At 39.7% G+C, this 16,515-nt stretch carries 17 protein-coding genes and 1 tRNA gene; 8 read left to right on the top strand and 10 right to left on the bottom strand.

The genetic code is table 11. The features are described from left to right. Nucleotides 1–69 precede the first annotated feature (69 nt). Entirely contained in the window at nt 70–540 is a 471-nt protein-coding gene (locus ACFX4L_RS12870) for a cysteine dioxygenase (protein ID WP_377405330.1), read from the bottom strand. 271 nt (nt 541–811) lie between these two features. Between ACFX4L_RS12870 and ACFX4L_RS12865 the strand changes: the two genes are divergently transcribed. Beyond that, nucleotides 812–1,234, top strand: a complete 423-nt coding sequence (locus ACFX4L_RS12865) for an RrF2 family transcriptional regulator (protein WP_061465352.1) — start codon at nt 812–814, stop codon at nt 1,232–1,234. A 182-nt stretch (nt 1,235–1,416) separates the two neighbouring features. On the opposite strand, the gene ACFX4L_RS12860 is transcribed toward ACFX4L_RS12865, so the two are convergent. From ACFX4L_RS12860 to ACFX4L_RS12845, 4 genes are all read right to left on the bottom strand, one after another. After that, the gene (locus ACFX4L_RS12860; protein WP_377386442.1) at nt 1,417–2,637 is read right to left on the bottom strand and encodes a PucR family transcriptional regulator; all 1,221 of its coding nucleotides are present in this window, start codon (nt 2,635–2,637) and stop codon (nt 1,417–1,419) included. Nucleotides 2,638–2,764: 127 nt separating this feature from the next. Continuing rightward, the gene (gene putP, locus ACFX4L_RS12855) at nt 2,765–4,237 is read right to left on the bottom strand and encodes a sodium/proline symporter PutP (RefSeq protein ID WP_284469415.1); all 1,473 of its coding nucleotides are present in this window, start codon (nt 4,235–4,237) and stop codon (nt 2,765–2,767) included. A 152-nt stretch (nt 4,238–4,389) separates the two neighbouring features. After that, on the bottom strand, nt 4,390–5,931 hold the full coding sequence (pruA, locus tag ACFX4L_RS12850) for an L-glutamate gamma-semialdehyde dehydrogenase (RefSeq protein WP_377405328.1): 1,542 nt from the start codon (nt 5,929–5,931) through the stop codon (nt 4,390–4,392). Nucleotides 5,932–5,993: 62 nt separating this feature from the next. Beyond that, entirely contained in the window at nt 5,994–6,911 is a 918-nt protein-coding gene (locus tag ACFX4L_RS12845; RefSeq protein WP_377386446.1) for a proline dehydrogenase family protein, read from the bottom strand. A gap of 411 nt (nt 6,912–7,322) precedes the next feature. Between ACFX4L_RS12845 and ACFX4L_RS12840 the strand changes: the two genes are divergently transcribed. The 3 genes from ACFX4L_RS12840 to ACFX4L_RS12830 all read left to right on the top strand — a co-directional run bounded on the left by ACFX4L_RS12840 (nt 7,323) and on the right by ACFX4L_RS12830 (nt 8,105). After that, a complete protein-coding gene (locus ACFX4L_RS12840) occupies nt 7,323–7,499 on the top strand; it encodes a hypothetical protein (protein WP_176431794.1) in 177 nt (58 codons plus the stop codon). Between the two features lie 195 nt (nt 7,500–7,694). Beyond that, on the top strand, nt 7,695–7,832 hold the full coding sequence (locus ACFX4L_RS12835; protein ID WP_317778304.1) for an ASCH domain-containing protein: 138 nt from the start codon (nt 7,695–7,697) through the stop codon (nt 7,830–7,832). Nucleotides 7,833–7,850: 18 nt separating this feature from the next. Continuing rightward, on the top strand, nt 7,851–8,105 hold the full coding sequence (locus tag ACFX4L_RS12830) for a hypothetical protein (protein WP_377386449.1): 255 nt from the start codon (nt 7,851–7,853) through the stop codon (nt 8,103–8,105). A 64-nt stretch (nt 8,106–8,169) separates the two neighbouring features. On the opposite strand, the gene ACFX4L_RS12825 is transcribed toward ACFX4L_RS12830, so the two are convergent. Next, entirely contained in the window at nt 8,170–8,400 is a 231-nt protein-coding gene (locus ACFX4L_RS12825; RefSeq protein WP_061465348.1) for a helix-turn-helix domain-containing protein, read from the bottom strand. Nucleotides 8,401–8,855: 455 nt separating this feature from the next. Between ACFX4L_RS12825 and ACFX4L_RS12820 the strand changes: the two genes are divergently transcribed. The 3 genes from ACFX4L_RS12820 to ACFX4L_RS12810 all read left to right on the top strand — a co-directional run bounded on the left by ACFX4L_RS12820 (nt 8,856) and on the right by ACFX4L_RS12810 (nt 11,172). Continuing rightward, entirely contained in the window at nt 8,856–9,251 is a 396-nt protein-coding gene (locus ACFX4L_RS12820; RefSeq protein ID WP_061465347.1) for a VOC family protein, read from the top strand. A 23-nt stretch (nt 9,252–9,274) separates the two neighbouring features. After that, on the top strand, nt 9,275–9,646 hold the full coding sequence (locus tag ACFX4L_RS12815) for an MmcQ/YjbR family DNA-binding protein (protein WP_377386453.1): 372 nt from the start codon (nt 9,275–9,277) through the stop codon (nt 9,644–9,646). Nucleotides 9,647–9,969: 323 nt separating this feature from the next. After that, the gene (locus tag ACFX4L_RS12810; RefSeq protein WP_377405326.1) at nt 9,970–11,172 is read left to right on the top strand and encodes an aminotransferase-like domain-containing protein; all 1,203 of its coding nucleotides are present in this window, start codon (nt 9,970–9,972) and stop codon (nt 11,170–11,172) included. 519 nt (nt 11,173–11,691) lie between these two features. Here the strand turns inward: ACFX4L_RS12810 and ACFX4L_RS12805 are convergent. The 3 genes from ACFX4L_RS12805 to ACFX4L_RS12795 form a co-directional block, all read right to left on the bottom strand. Further along, nucleotides 11,692–11,764 (bottom strand) — tRNA-Ala (locus tag ACFX4L_RS12805). Between the two features lie 407 nt (nt 11,765–12,171). Then, nucleotides 12,172–13,539 (bottom strand): beta-propeller fold lactonase family protein, encoded by a 1,368-nt coding sequence (locus tag ACFX4L_RS12800; protein WP_377386459.1) that lies wholly within the window; start codon nt 13,537–13,539, stop codon nt 12,172–12,174. 501 nt (nt 13,540–14,040) lie between these two features. After that, nucleotides 14,041–14,748 (bottom strand): MgtC/SapB family protein, encoded by a 708-nt coding sequence (locus tag ACFX4L_RS12795; RefSeq protein WP_284469422.1) that lies wholly within the window; start codon nt 14,746–14,748, stop codon nt 14,041–14,043. Between the two features lie 149 nt (nt 14,749–14,897). Here ACFX4L_RS12795 and ACFX4L_RS12790 point away from each other — a divergent pair, with 149 nt between their 5' ends. Then, nucleotides 14,898–15,803 carry a DMT family transporter gene (locus ACFX4L_RS12790; RefSeq protein ID WP_284469423.1) on the top strand — a complete coding sequence of 302 codons (906 nt, stop codon included), beginning with the start codon at nt 14,898–14,900 and terminating at the stop codon, nt 15,801–15,803. A 31-nt stretch (nt 15,804–15,834) separates the two neighbouring features. Here the strand turns inward: ACFX4L_RS12790 and ACFX4L_RS12785 are convergent, their stop codons facing one another. Next, complete coding sequence (locus tag ACFX4L_RS12785; RefSeq protein WP_141133607.1) at nt 15,835–16,020, bottom strand: hypothetical protein; 186 nt, start codon at nt 16,018–16,020, stop codon at nt 15,835–15,837. Nucleotides 16,021–16,515: the final 495 nt, after the last annotated feature.

Genomic DNA, 16,515 nt, shown 5'->3' with positions numbered 1-16,515 from the left:
TTGTGAAATATAACACCTCTTTCTCTTTTAGATTATTTGATATACTCATATATTTGGATGATGATTATCTTATGGGGAAGTATAGATTGTTCCGCCTTTTAATGGTGGAGTGTAAATATGAAAGGTAATAATAGGAGAAGTGGTGGGATTATACATCATGTGAATGGTATCTTCTTTAACAAGGAGGATATCATTTTGGGAAAACTCCTCTATTTGATCATAAATTGGATTAGATTCTTTGTCTTCCGACTTATATAATACGTTTAAAAAATCACCAGCTACCACAAAAATGCATCCAATAGACAATCCATGATCATGGATAAAAGTCCTGGCCATACTAGGTAAATGAATGACAATTACTTCGACATTTTCGGATTTGTAAATAACATTCCTTCCGTATTCTAAATCCATCGGTTCAGTAACATACTTAGAAACCTCATGAAAAGTTAGATTTAAAGATTGAACGGCTTGTACTAAATTACCTTCATCATACGAGGGTAAATTATCGAAAGTGCATTTGACAGACTCTAAAAAATCCATTCTTCGCGTCTCCTTACAAATAAGATAGTGTTCATTTTTTACAATGAGGAAGTTGAACTTGTCCCGTTATTAAAGGGTTTTAATATTTTCTTTCTATATTAAATTGATTCCATAGAAACATGATTAAATTTGTCAACTTTCTGAAATATAGTATGAATAAAGTATATAGATGTGCATTTCCAGGAATGAAATAGACACAAAGTTCCACGTATATAATCTTCATTCATAAAATAGCATGATATAAAGTGTATTGGCTGGGAGTGATGATCATATGAAGATTTCAAGTAAGGGGGAATATGCATTAAGAGCTTTAATAGCTTTAGCAAAGAACGAAAAAGGACTCATGCAGATAAAAGATGTTGCGAATGAGACGCTAGTGTCGCCTCAATATCTGGAGCAAATTCTCTTACATTTAAAAAGTCACGGTTATGTTAAAAGTAAAAGGGGGGTCTACGGAGGGTATAGCTTAAAGGAATTGCCCAATCAGATTATCATTGGAAACGTAATTCGGGACTTAGAAGGACCGCTTGCCCCTATGAGCTGTGTAAGTATTACAGCATATGAATATTGTCCCCTTGAAGATAATAACTGTTTATTAAAACCCCTTTGGGCACTGATTAGAGATCAAGTGGCAGAATTGCTGGATCATACAACTTTGGAAGATCTTTTGGAAGGTAATATTTATAAAAATTAATCGGTGCCAAAATCATATGCATCCCACTGACTGTGCAAGTGTATAGGTAAATAAAACAGCCGATTGGACTTGATATGATAAAAGCGTACAAACAATGTATAAGGAGAGAGGAACACGGCAGAATAGCTGCTTTTCCTCTCTCCTTAGATGTTTGAAGCTCTCGGCCTCAAAATAGGAATGCCTTAAGATTTCTGCTTTATAAGCTGTAAATCGATGTATAGTTGTATTCTCGAATGAAAGTCATCAAAATCGATTGTAGTGAGATCGGCTATTTGGTTCAATCTATATTTCAATGTGTTGGTATGAATGTATAGCTGTTCAGCTGTCGGTTTGATCCGGCAATTGTTCAACAGATATATTTCCATTGTTTGAATGAGCTTGGTTTGGCTTTCTTGGTCCTTTTTTTGAAGAATCTGTAAATCGGTATTGATATAATTCGTTTTAGTATGATGATTGGAGATCATTTCGAGGTAACGGAAAATCCCCAGCTTGCTATATTGGAAAGGAAACTGTTCAGGCTTACCGATGAACTTGGCTGCATTGATCACTTCAAGGGCTTCGAGATAGGATTTTCTTAATTGAAGAATCGAAGAATACTCATTTCCGATTCCCGGGAACACCCTTTGATCATTGAATTGGGCAAGAACCGTGTTCGTTAAATCATTGGCGCTATCAGAAAGCAGGTCTTTCCCTTTACCATTGCTGCCAATTAAGACGATGATTTTCAATTGGTTTGTGAATACATGGGAAAAATGATTCAATGCATTGGCGAATAGACTGACTGTATCCGCTAATTCATCGAAATGTTCCGCATCGGATTGAGCGATGGTAAAGACATTAATAAGGAATGTTTCCGGAATGAGAAGATTCATATTGGCTGCTTCCCATTTTATTTGGTTTTCAGTTTGATAGACTTCGTCAATGACCTTTTGATAAAACTCATTTTTCTCTTCATCTTTTTTCATGTTTATCTGTTTTTTCTGATAGAGGAGCTTGCCAATATGATGGGAAACCTCATGTAAAAATTCCAATTCGGAATCAGTCATCATTTCCGTTTCTTGGACCCAAATGAATCCGAATACCTGCCCTTTGTGGACAGCGCTTACAACGACTCTTTGATTTAAGCCGATTTCCTCGATTTGTTTCACCCTAAATGGATGCTCCACCGTTTTAAGCTGTTCGACAATGCCCTCATCCATGAATTTCTCCAGAATTGGAATCGGCCAATGCTTTGTGAAGATGGTTTGCCGATTGGCTTGGTCGAAGTGTTCGATATAATATGAACTATATGCCAGCAATAAAAATTGGTCATTTTCGATGACGACTGGTTTTTTTAAATAAGTGCTGACCATATCCGTTATATCGTTGATGTTTGTGAGAGTCAGGATTTTTTCTAATGACATATATGGCCCCCTGTTTTTTGAATTGGAAGATAACTTAGTTTAATAATACTTTTAAACGGAAGATGTGTATAGGGGCAAGAACAAAGAAGGAACGGTATATGAAAAAATACCGTTCCTTTTAGGGGTTTTATTTTTGTTTTAAAGTTTTTTCGAATTCTTCGAATTTCGCTTCTACTTCTTTTGATGGTTTTGCTGTTAGAAGACTGACCAGGACGATGGCAATCAAGCTTGCGCCAAAACCAGGAATCATTTCATAAAGCGTATTGGATAATCCGGCCATGGACCAGAAGATTACAGTAGCGGCACCAACGACCATCCCTGCTAATGCCCCCCATCTTGTCATCCGTTTCCAGCAGAGGCTTAGTAAGACCAATGGACCGAATGAAGAACCGAATCCAGCCCACGCGTACCCGACAAGTCCAAGGATCGTGTCATTTTTCTCCCAAGAGAGAATAAGCGCGATGATTGAAATGATCAGTACGGAAAGTCTGCCGAGGAAAACAAGTTCTTTATCTGAAGCGGAACGACGGAAGAAGGTTTTGTATATATCCTCGGTTAAAGAGCTGGCTGTAACCAAAAGCTGCGAAGAAATCGTGCTCATGACGGCTGCCAGTATTGCTGAAATCAAGAAACCAGTAATGAATGGGTGAAATAGTATTTCCCCTAACTCTATGAAAATCGTTTCAGGATCAGCTAACTTCAGGTTGTTCTGGGAATAATACGTGATTCCGATGAATCCAGTCAACATCGCACCGACACTGGAGAAAATCATCCAGCTCATCCCGATATTACGGGCTTTCTTTATTTCCTTAACAGAACTGATCGCCATAAAGCGGACAATGATATGAGGCTGTCCGAAGTAGCCAAGTCCCCAGGCAAACAATGAGATGATGCCTAAAAAGCTTGTCCCTGTGAAAATGTTCAATAGAGCTGGATCAATGGAACGTGGCGTGTCGATCGAAGGACCGAAACCGCCCACATGGATAAGGGTGACTATCGGTACAAGAACCAGGGCAACGACCATGATGATTCCTTGAACAAAGTCTGTCCAGCTTACTGCCAGGAATCCGCCGAATAAAGTATAGGCGACAACAACGCCTGTCAAGATCCATAAACCTGTATGGTAATCAAGGCCAAATGTACTTTGGAATAACACTCCGCCTGATACCATTCCGGAAGAAACGTAAAAGGTAAAGAATATCAGGATAACCAAAGCGGAAATGAGTCTTAAGATCCGTGAGCCCTCGCCAAAACGATTTTCCAGGAAAGCGGGGATCGTAATGGAGTTATTGGCGACTTCCGTATAGGTTCTCAATCTTGGTGCAACATACAGCCAGTTCGCGTAGGCTCCTAATGTCAGCCCGATTACGATCCAGATGGAACTTAGTCCTGTTGCGAACATGGCACCAGGCATCCCCATCAAAAGCCAACCGCTCATATCAGCGGCACCGGCGCTCAATGCAGTGACAGCCGGACCAAGACCCCGGTCGCCCAGCATGTAATCATTTAAATTGGAAGTCCTTTTGTAAGCGAAGTAACCAATGAAAAGCATGCCCGCCATATAAATGCTGATGGAAATTATTAATGAGTAATCAATCATATAAAGACTCCTTTCAGGAATTTTTTTGTTTTAAAAGAGGAAGCAACTTATTTGTCACTTCCTCCATTTCCCCTCGTTTTTCGTATCGCAGAATGGAAGATACAAAAAACGAGGGAATTCAAATCTTCTTTAAATTGCATAATGGAACATTATCAGTATGTTTCGGATGTTGTTTTGGCTTGCATATGAAGCTGCAAGTAGTCCGGTCCGCCTGCCTTGGAATCGGTTCCTGACATGTTGAACCCGCCGAATGGCTGATAACCTACGATTGCACCAGTACAGCCGCGGTTGAAATACAAGTTACCGACATGGAATTCTTCGCGTGCCTTTTCCATGTTAAGGCGATTTGTCGTAATGACAGCCCCAGTCAAACCATATTCAGTGTTATTGGCAATCTCAAGAGCCTCGTTAAAGTCCTTCGCTTTTGTGAAGGCAACGACTGGCCCGAAGATTTCTTCTTGCATCAAGCGGCCTTGCGGATCGACATCAGCAACGATTGTCGGCTGAACGAAGTAGCCTTTAGAGCTATCTCCTTCTCCTCCAGTCAGAATGCGTCCTTCTTGGTTTCCGATTTCAACGTAGCTCATGATTTTATCAAAAGCTGCTTGATCGATGACAGGCCCCATGAAATGATTTTCTACAGGATTACCAACTGTAAGCTGTTTTGTTAATTCAACAGCGCGAGCTAAAACCTGATCATACACATCTTCTACGATGACAGCACGGGAGCAAGCAGAACATTTTTGTCCCGAGAAGCCAAATGCAGATTTCACGATCGATTGAGCAGCCAATTCAAGATCTGCCTCTTTGTCGACGACGATCGTATCTTTTCCGCCCATTTCAGCGATGACACGCTTCAGCCAAATTTGGCCTTCGTTCACTTCTGAAGCCCGTTTGTAAATGCGCAGACCTACATCACGTGAACCAGTGAAGGAAATGAAACGTGTTTTTGGATGATCTACCAGGTAGTCGCCCACTTCGGCTCCGTTTCCTGGAACGAAATTCAAGACACCTGTTGGAAGGCCGGCTTCAAGCATCACTTCAACGAATTTCGCAGCAACAATAGGAGTAGTCGAAGCTGGTTTCAATAGGATTGTGTTACCAGTTACGATAGCCGCAACAGCTGTACCTGCCATGATGGCAAATGGGAAGTTCCAAGGAGAAATGATGATGCCGACTCCTAATGGAATGTAATCATAGCGGTTAAATTCTCCTGGACGGCTTTGAACTGGCACACCATCTTTAAGCGTCAACATTTGACGGGCATAGAATTCAAGGAAATCGATCGCTTCCGCTGTATCGGCATCAGCCTCATTCCAAGGTTTTCCTGCTTCTTTTGTCAATAATGCAGAGAACTCATGCTTGCGTCTGCGAATGATGGCAGCAGCTTTGAATAAAACGTCAGCACGGATTTCCGGCTTCACTTTTTTCCAGCTTTCAAAAGCGGAAGAAGCTTCCTGCATGGCCTTTTCAGCAAGGTCCCTGTTCGCTTTCGATACGCGGCCGATGACCTCTTGCTTATCTGCAGGGTTATATGAAACGATTTTCTCATCAGTCGTCACTTGCTCTGCACCGATATAAAGAGGGTAGTCTTGCCCTAAATAGCCTTCAACAGTTTGAAGAGCCTCCTGATAAGCTTTCTTGTTTTCCTCGTTTGTAAAATCGACAAATGGTTCATGTTTATATGAAATCATTGATAATCACACCTTTTAATAGATTTTTTGTAGCAATCAAGAATGTTGAATATTGAATATATTTAGCTTCTGACCATCCCTTTGAAGGCAAAAGCAATATTGGATGGCCTTTCCGCAAGCCTTCTCATGAAGTATCCATACCAATCCAGACCATATGGTACATAGACGCGCATTTTGTAACCTTGCTTGACCAATTCGTATTGAGTCTTGTTCCTCATGCCATAAAGCATTTGGAATTCGAATTGTGTATTTGGGATGTCATATTTCTTGGCCAGCTCTTTTGTATATTCGATGATTTTGTCATCATGTGAGGCAATGGCCGTATAATTTCCGTTAAGAAGACTTTGCTTAATCAACTTTTTATAGTTTTCATCTACATCATCCTTTTCGGGAAAAGCCACCTCGGGAGATTCCTTGTAGGCACCTTTTACGAGACGCAGGAATGGCTTATATTGGGCAAGGTCCTCCAAATCTTTCTCTGTGCGGAATAAATATGCTTGTAGAACAGTACTTATGCAGCTGTATTTTTCTTTGAAATGTCTAAAGATATCGATTGTAGCCTGACAGCGAACTTCATCTTCCATATCGATTGTGACCATGACTTTATGTTTTTCTGCTGTATCAAGGATTTTCGTCATATTCTCAATGACGAGATTATGATCGATATCTAGTCCCAATGAAGTCATTTTTAGGGAAACTTGTGAATCAAGTTGTTCCCTGCTGATCATTTCGATGGTTTCGATGCATTCTGCCGTCCGTTCCTGAGTCACTTCCTTGGAATCAACGAATTCCCCAAGATGGTCGACAGTAACCGACAAGCCACTATTATTAAGTTGTTTGATGAATTTAATGGAACTTTGGAAATCAGTTCCCCCAATGATCTTTCCAGCAGCAAAACTTCCGCCGCTTTTCTTAGCAATATTATTAAGCAGATTATTTTTAGATAAGAATAAGAAAAAGTCTCTTGTAATGGCTTCCATATAAGCGCACCCCCTAAGAAGATGTATTTCAATAAATTAAGCTTACGATTTTTCGACAATTTTCACAATGTTCTAAAAAAACAATAATAACGCCTCGCTTTTGTCGGTTATGGACAAATGAAAAGGTTTTCATTTAATCATTTTTAGTGGAAAGAAGGGGAGGTTTATATATTTACTTAAAGAGAAAAGCTAGAAGGTAAGACAATAAGTAGAAAGAGATAACGGAAATGAAATTAGATAGTACGTTTAGAGGTGCTAACTCGACCATAATCATCCAATGCGTTATAATGAACCTTATTTACCAGAATGGGTGCAAGGGTTCAAAGAAACACGATTTATGAAGCTGTTCAGAATTTAAATGGGTGAAAACCGTAAAAATAAGTTGCATCGGCAAGCCGGGGAGGGTAAGAAATGGGTGCTGTATTTGATGCTGTATTTGAAGAACTTAAAGAAACATCAGGATTGATAATAGGCTTAATATTGGCTCTGGTTATAATGGGGCTGATCGGTTATGCCCTCACGAATGTCCGTGGAGCCGTTGTTTCACCTTTTGTTCGCTTCATTAAGAAACTGGTCAGTCGAAAATAGATGTAGCGGAATACATACATCCCCCTTTGTCCCTAACCGATAACAAGCCCTTGTTTAAAGAAATCCTGCAGGGTTTGTCTAAAAAGGACAAATGAACTGCAAGATATTAACATATCATCCGAAAATGAAGAAAATCCCCCGCTCTTAATGGAAGTGGGGGATTTTAATTTTTAAATTCAGTTGGGGGCCGTTGGAATGAAGGTATTATCAATGATCCAGCCTTGGGCGAGTCTATTTGTCCTGGGAGAGGTCAAATATGAAACAAGGTCGTTGAGAACGATTCGTGGTCCGCTAACGATTCATACTAGTGAAAAAATGGATAAGGCTTTCTGAAGCGAGAAGCCAATCCAGTTGTTGCTTGGTAAGCATGGATACTCAAAGGGCAATCTCCCAACTGGTATGATCATTGGTATATGTAAGCATGAAAATTGTTTAAAGGTAAATGAAAATAACGGGATACAGGCAATACTACAATCGTTATCAGGCAATGATTATTTCTTAGGAGACTATAAACTGGGAGGGTGCGCTTGGGAAGTTAAGGACATGCAGCTGCTGGATGACTTTATTCCAGTGAAAGGAAAGCATGGATCATGGGAGCCTGGATAAGGAGAGTATGAACAGTATTGAACAAATACATTTAGCCCCGGCCATTACGCTAGGGCCTTTTTGTTTACAAATCAAAGTAGTCATCTGCCTTTGCTCCAGCATCTATACTTCGAACCGCCTTCATGATTTTCTTTAATACTCCAGCTGATGGCACATACTTTGGATCGCTGCAAACTCTGCTTATCGTATTGCGTGAGATTCCAGACGCACTTACAAACTCCTCTTGTGAATATCCGTGCTTATCGATGAATTTACCGACCTTACTTCGCGCCTTACCTTTCCCGAATCTAAACATTTTGATAACCTCCTAGATTTAATTTACTAGCAGTCTCGTCCAACTTTCACAAAAATATACACATAGTTTCGCAAATATTTGGTATCACGGACAAAGTGAGCAATTGGATGTATTGTGGGGTCGAAGGTTTCTGCGGATAACGCAGTGACTATTCACTATAGAATAAGAAATTAGAAGAACTAATTATTAAAAAAATAATTGAAAAGATATGTAGTAGGAGCATGAAGCCGATTCTGTTGGTCGGAACTATCTATATTTTGAAGAACGGTTCTTGTTATCATTCTAAAAAGTTTATATCAGGATGTATGATGAGGCTCTAAAAATTGATTTAATCTCAATTGGAATAATTGTATTTATTTCCATATCTATTATAATAATAAGTGGGATATTGTAAGCGAAAACACTGGATAATTTAATGAATTGGTTAATTCTTGTAAAAATCAGGAGGGGATCTCATGGGAAGATTAGTTCATTTCGAAATTCATGTAGATGATATGGAACGGGCAAAGAAGTTTTATGGAGAGGTATTCGGATGGTCATTTCAAGATTGGAGTGATTATGCAGGAATGCCTTACTTTGGAGCAGTAACTGGCGAGGAGAATGAACCTGGGGTCAATGGAGCTTTGATGCAGCGTCAAAGTGCTCCGCCGGAAACAAACCAAGCTTTAAATGCATTTGCTTGTACAATGGGAGTGGAAAATTACGATGTAACGGAAGCTAAAATTATTGAGATTGGCGGTAAGGTCGCCAAGCCCAAATATGCCCTGCCTGGAATGGCGTGGCAAGGATACTATATTGATACAGAAGGAAATATATTCGGAATTCATCAACCCGATGTGAATGCAAAATAGATTTTATAATAGGTGAATGGAACATGAAATTACATGACACGGCAGGCATGCTTGAAAATGTACGTAATATCTGTCTTGCGCTGCCCGAAGCTGTCGAACATATTGATGGTTTTGGTCACAATACTTTTAAAATCAATGGAAAGTCCTTCGTGATTTCAGGCAAAAGTGAGAATGGATTCAGATTGTCGTTCAAGTCAGATCGGGAAACCCAAGAATTTTTGCTGCAGAAAGAGAATTTTTTCAAAACACCGTATATAGGACGTCACGGCTGGGTCTCCATTCAAAATCCGGATAGGGAAGGCTGGGGTGAATTGACCATTCTAATTCAAGAAGCCTATTTACGTGCGGCACCGAAGCGTTTGGTTAAGAAATACGAAGAGTTTCATAAAAAGTGAAGAAAGGCGGATGATCTGCCTTCTTCACTTTTTTACTTTCTTTTATCTGCATTACAGATACTGAAAGATAAAAATAACGACTTAATCTATACACACATAGCTTAAAGAAAAAAGCTCCTAATGTATTGGAGCGGCCAAGAGAGTTCAGTGCAAAAGGCACTGAATTTGCATCATTAATAGGTTGTCTCCGTCAGAGAAGAAAGTCTAAAGTACATGTAAGGGTGTTTCTGCAAAAGATTGATGATTATCTGCATAAGCAGCTATCTATAAAAAAATTGAGAAAATCAATCATGGTTCGATTGACGGAAAGGTGTATGGTTGAAGTGAATGTAGAATCTTTTTTTTCTGAAAACATTAAAGCGGCACTTAAGAATGATCCGCCTGGTGCATGGATGCCAGATCTGCCAGATGGTTGTATTCGCTTGAGTTCAGGCTATCCGGATCCAGCTCTCGTTCCTGCCGATGAGCTCAAGGTAGCTGTAACCAGACTTCTTGATGAGGAGCAGGACTTGCCGCTCCATTATATCGGAAGTCCACGAATTGCAAGACTAAAGCAGCAAATTCAGAAAAGGTTGGCAGAGCGTGGAATTTCCGTTTTGGAAGAAAAGCTTTTGGTTACATCAGGTGCTTGTCAGGGGATAGATCTTATTGCCCGCATTCTCCTTGATGATACTGCTGTCGTAGCTGTAGAATCTCCCACCTATATGGAGGCTTTAGAGATTTTTCAAAACTATACGAATCAAATTATTAGTATACCAATAGATGAACAGGGACTCGAAACATACCGATTAAAAGAAATGCTGGATGAAAGGAAACGTACAGGTCTAACCCTGCCGCGTTTTCTATATACAATCCCAACCTTTCAAAATCCAACTGGGACGACTATGACTACTGAGCGGCGGAAGCATTTATTGGAGCTTTCCATCGAGTTTGATTTCCTCATTCTAGAGGATGATGCATACGGGGAATTATCCTTCGGCAAAAATCTGCTGCCAATAAAATCTATTGATGAAAGCGGGCGGGTCCTCCACGTTGGGTCATTATCCAAGGTGGTTGCGCCAGGAATGCGGATTGGATGGATAGCAGGAGAAAGTGAATTCATTAAGGCTTTAGAGTGGTTAAAAAAAGATTTAGACCATCCATTTGCTCAAAGCACAATGGCTGCATACTTAGAAAACACCGATTTTGAGCAAAGACTAGACCTTCTAAAAGATGTGTATCGCTCTAAATGTACTGCGTTAATCCGTTCGATGGAACAATTTCTTCCAGAATCCGTTTCCTGGTATGTACCAGATGGTGGTTACTTTGTATGGGTGAGAATTCCTGGTGTTGATACGTCGCATTTATTATCACAGGCTCTAGCTGAGGGTGTTTCATATGTTCCAGGGAAATACTTTTTCTTGGATCAAAACGATGGAACCGAGTTTCTCCGGCTCTCGTTCAGTTATGCCAATGAGAAAGAAATAATCGAGGGAATTCGAAGACTAGGGAAGCTTATCGCATCTTTTTTTCATAGATTGTCCTGAAGGATTGTTAGTTAGTAAATCATTGCAATGGTTTATTAACTAAGCTATTTCGAAGCTTTTATTGATAATAAATTTGAAATAAATTGAATGCGCCTACTTCCTAAAAGGAGGTAGGTGTATTTTGTAATAAAAGGATTCTTAAACTCCTTTGCGCTGATTTTATCGCAAATTCTATCAAACTTTGGGAAATGATAAACACCGTAGATAAGGCCCACTACTAAAGCACATAAAAAATGTGTATATGTAGATTGTGATGATTAAAATGATCACAATGAAGGTTAATTCTTGAAAGGAACTGACCAATTTTTTATTTTTTTCCTAAGCTTATCTGATATATGCACGTAAAGAAGTAGTATCTGGGTAAAGAACAAGAATGATTATGATAGTGTAAATGTTTTTAATTCAACTAAAAGTTACACTTAATACATATTAGCGTTTTATGACCAAAGTATGATCCGCGCGATTATTATTTTTTTTAGCCAAAGAAAAAAACCCTTGCTGCACAAGGGTTTCTAAGTATGGAGCATAGCGGGATCGAACCGCTGACCTCTACGCTGCCAGCGTAGCGCTCTCCCAGCTGAGCTAATGCCCCGAATTGAGGTACAATAATTATTTTATCGGATTTTGGTGAAAAGTCAATATTAAATATGAGATTTTTGCAAAAATGATAAAAAACCGTTTGAGGGTAGTCAAACGGATCAGACTATAGAAGCGATGAATCGAGTTAACCTACAGTTTTTTTGTTTATACGATTTAGAGGTAAAAGACCTGAAGCATAATAATGTAACCATTACACCAACGAAATCGCTTTTTCAACATTAGAGCTGCAGCCAGCTGTCATTAAAGGCAAAAAATCATTACCACTAAATAATAATTGATTTGATCATGTTAATCCATCTCTCGGTTTGTTTTTTTCATCTGTTCAAAAATATTAACGGTTTTTATCTTAAACAATTTTTTGTGCCACTTTTCAGCGTTCCTGATTCCTTGTTCTTGCGCTTATTCCTCAAAAATCTTTTTTTTGATTACATACCAGACATTATTGACGCCTTGTCCATTTATATCACCTGCATGTTTATCCTTCGCATAGTAATAAAGTGGGTGCCCTTTATATGTTGTTTGTTTTTGTCCGTCATCTCTTATGATTGTTTTAAAGTCTTTTTTGTCGAATCCATTATTCGAGCTGATGTTATCTGCATGGAATGAAGGCCAAATATCAAGACATTGGCCTTTGCAATTACTGACATTAGAATCATCTTTAGTGAAATAATAAAGTGTCATTCCGTCTTGATCTGCTACATATTTCCCCACTTCGTCAGATTCTAGTATTTTAAGCTTATATTTTTTTGGCTTATCCTGAATTATATCCGTGATGGTGTATGTTTTAACATCAACACGCGCAATAGAGAGATCCCGATTTAATACATAAGCCTGATCCCCGTCATGGCTAAAGACAATTGCTTGCCTTGGTTCATTGAAACCCCCGATTGTTTTAACTGCGCGGTTATCAGCGACATTGATCACGTCAATCGTATTATCAGCTTTGTTGCTTGCAAAAAGAAGTTTATCATCAGGCGATAGAGCCGCTCCATATGGCTCACGTCCCACTTTGATTTCACCCTTAATATTACCGTCTAGCGTATCAACTGCGGAAATGCTGTTGCGTCCGCTGTTGGCGGCATATAATGTTCCTCCATCAGCGGTAATCGAGATTCCGCGAATACTGGAGAACCCTGATATTTCACGAATGATTTTTTTAGTGGTGGCATCAACGATGGACACTTTATCTCCTTGAAAGTTCGTGACAAAGATATATTTTCCGTCTGAAGAGACTTTAATGCCTTGCCTTGGTTGGGCGAAACCGGTAATGACGTCAATCGGTTTTCGTTTTTCCAGATCGACGACCGTGACGGAATTGTGTGCTTGATTGTTCACATACAATGTCTTTCCATCCGGACTGACAGCAGTCCCGAATGCACCTGGACCGATGACAACTTCATCTTTCAAGGTGAAATTTTTAATACTGTAAAACCGGAGTGTACCGAGCGTGCTGTCTGAGACGACAAACTCTGAACCGTCATCAATAAACACGATGTTTCTCGGTGAACCGAAGCCGTCAATCTTTTTGCGCAACTTGCCTTTGGCGAGATCATAGACCAGGATGGATTGTTCTCGGCTATCTGAGACAATCGCTATTCGCTCATCCGGACTAACAGCAAGGGAATTGTTGGTGATGTGGGTGTCAAAGCCTGTCCCTAACACTGGGCTTTTACCTTTAGTAGAAGAAGCACCAATTACATTTGGTATAAAAACCACAAATAGTAAGGGAATAATCCATATACTCTTTAACTTCATCTTTTTAAACATTACTCACCTCGATAAGTTATTTTCTTGATCATTGTTTAAATCCCTGTCAATATCTTGCTGGTTGTCCTAACCACCTTTCTTTGAAATGTTTAATCAAGTCAGAGTTCGTCCTTTCACTATATATAAACGTATGGAGAAGGATATCGGTTTGATTATTTTGTAAATTTAAAATAAATGTATAGAGTGGACCCTTAAATAAAGGAATAGGCCCCAGTGACGTAACACTAGACTTTCTCACTGACCTATGGATGATAGTGAATGTCCATGTATGCATATTAGGTGTTGGATTCTGGTGTTAAAGATAAAACCTGAGGATTGAGTTTATGCAGGCAATTGGACTTGCCTGGGGTCAAAAATGGTCTAAACGTAGTGGACTCGTAGAAAATCAATCTCTTAATATTGAGGAAAATTCAAAGGGAATTTCAAAAGGGGTTCGGAATGTTTAATTCCGAATCCCTTTTATTAGTGAACCGTTTGAGGGTAAGTCAAACGGTTTTCCTATTAGGCATTTTCAATCTCTACCCGTGCAATTTCCTTAAGGTTGGAAACGGTATAATACACTTCCGATGTTCTAACTTTATGATCGACCAATACTTTAAGCGTCAAAAGGTGGTGGTCTTCTTCCACATCTTTGATTCTTAGGTTTTTGATGAATATTTTTTCGTCTTTGATTTTTTTCAGCACGACGGCAATGTCATCTTTATTTTTCACCACCAGCTGCAGAAAGATTTCTTTTTGCCGCAACTTCATCGGTCCGAGCCAGGTAACGATTAAGGGCACCAATTCGACACTTATAATCAATAGGATGACGCCGGCTATGGCCTCAAGAAAAAATCCTGCTCCAACGGCAATCCCGATACCGGCAGCTCCCCAGATGATGGCAGCTGTCGTTAAACCGGATATGCTGTTATTGTCCCTCCGGAGAATGACGCCAGCCCCGATAAAGCCGACGCCAGAAACAATCTGAGCGGCTAGACGCAAGGGGTCCATTGTGATGTTTACGTGTTCACTCCCTGGGAACTTATAAGCGGATTCCATGGAAACGATCGTTAATAAGCAGCTGACGATTGAAATGACCAGGCTTGTTTTTAATCCGACGGGTTTTCGTTTCATTTCTCGCTCTAGTCCGATGACTAGGCCGAGGAGAGCTGAAATGCCCAATTTTATAAGGATTTGCAGTTCCGATTGCGGGTCGAATGTCCATTCCATTTGTTTCACCACTTCCAAATATTATCGATGAATAAGATCGTGTGTTGCCATATACCCGTTTTTCAAAAAAGCTTACCCTTATAATTTTAACATAGTAGAATAGAGTTCAATGATACGTAACGTCATTCCGATTGAAAGGAGGAATTTAAATGCAAATGCCAAAAGTGAATCCCTATGTTGCGTTGGCGATCGGTGTTGCATCCGTTTCATTTTCGGCCATCCTTGTTAAATTGGCGACTGCTCCATCGGGTGTTATAGCTTTTTACCGTTTATTATTTACCGTCCTGCTTATGCTGCCGGTGTTTTTGGTGAAATACCGCCATGAACTTATATTCATTGGGAAAAAGGATTGGCTATATTCGATTGCGGCAGGAGTTTTCTTGGCTTTTCATTTTATTTTATGGTTTGAATCGCTTAATTACACGTCTGTCGCCAGTTCAACTGTGCTTGTCACCCTTCAGCCATTATTCGCTTTTGCTGGAGCCTATTTGTTTTTCAAAGAAAGATTTTCAATGAAGGCAATATTGAGCGGCATCATTGCAATAGCAGGCAGCCTTGTCATTAGCTGGGGAGATTTGAGAATCAGCGGTATGGCGCTTTGGGGAGATATTCTTTCGCTTATCGCATGTGCGTTGGTAACCGGTTATTTACTATTTGGCCAAAATGTTCGAAAACGCGTCTCTTCTATAACATATACATTTGTCGTGTATGCAATCAGTGCTGTTACTTTGTTTTTCTATGTGATCTTCAAGGAAGAGGGATTGGCCCCGTATCCGGCTGCCGATTGGATCTATTTTGTTTTGCTTGCCATTTTCCCGACTTTATTAGGACACTCTTTATTCAATTGGTCTTTAAAGTGGTTAAGCACTTCGACGCTTTCGATGGGAATCTTACTTGAACCGGTTGGAGCAACGGTTCTGGCTTACTTCATATTGGATGAACCGATACTCTGGACGCAGGTCCTTGGAGGTACAATCATATTGGGTGGTTTGATGATGTTCCTAAAGGATGAAAAGAAAAGTAAGGTATATAAAGAAGCGAAGGTCTCCGTATAAAAGCAGTAAGTCTCCCGACTTACTGCTTTATTTAATAGGGGTGAAACAAATAGGTGATCCGTGTGAAAATCAAAGCGAAAGTAAAGCTGAATAAAAATGTTGTGCCATTCACCCTGCCTTTTTCTTTGCTGAACCTAATGGCTTCATAATAAGCAGAACTGAATAAATAAAGGGCCATACTGTAAGAAATGAGTAATCCGATTAATGATAGATTCATCGCTTCACCTCAAGGGAAAAAGATATCTATATATGTCTATTTGTGTTTCTATGGAAATATGCTTCGTTTATTCATGAAACATGCGCTTGTTCCGGAAGAAGGGGACAGGGTGGTGGGGATGATGAAAAGAATATATAGAGGAAAAAAGAAAAAAACGTTTTTTTTGAAAAAGTTTTAAAAAACGTATTGCAAACATTTTTGGTACATGGTATATTATTTCTTGTCGCTAAGACAGCAACACAAACAGCCAACAACTTGATGAAAAAAATTCAAAAAAAGTTGTTGACGAAACGTGACACAATGTGTTACATTATAGAAGTCGCTTCTGAGAGAAACGACAACAAATTGCTCTTTGAAAACTGAACAAAACAAAGCGCCAACGTTAAATTTTAAGTGAGCACACACTATCAAAAAAGCAAAATGAGCAAGTCAAACATTTCTTCGGAGAGTTTGATCCTGGCTCAGGACGAACGCTGGCGGCGTGCCTAATACATG

The sequence above is a fragment of the Peribacillus sp. YIM B13482 genome (genome assembly GCF_042787975.1).
In the GTDB taxonomy this organism is placed as follows: domain Bacteria; phylum Bacillota; class Bacilli; order Bacillales; family DSM-1321; genus Peribacillus; species Peribacillus simplex_A.
This window is presented reverse-complemented; position numbering and strand designations above follow the sequence as displayed.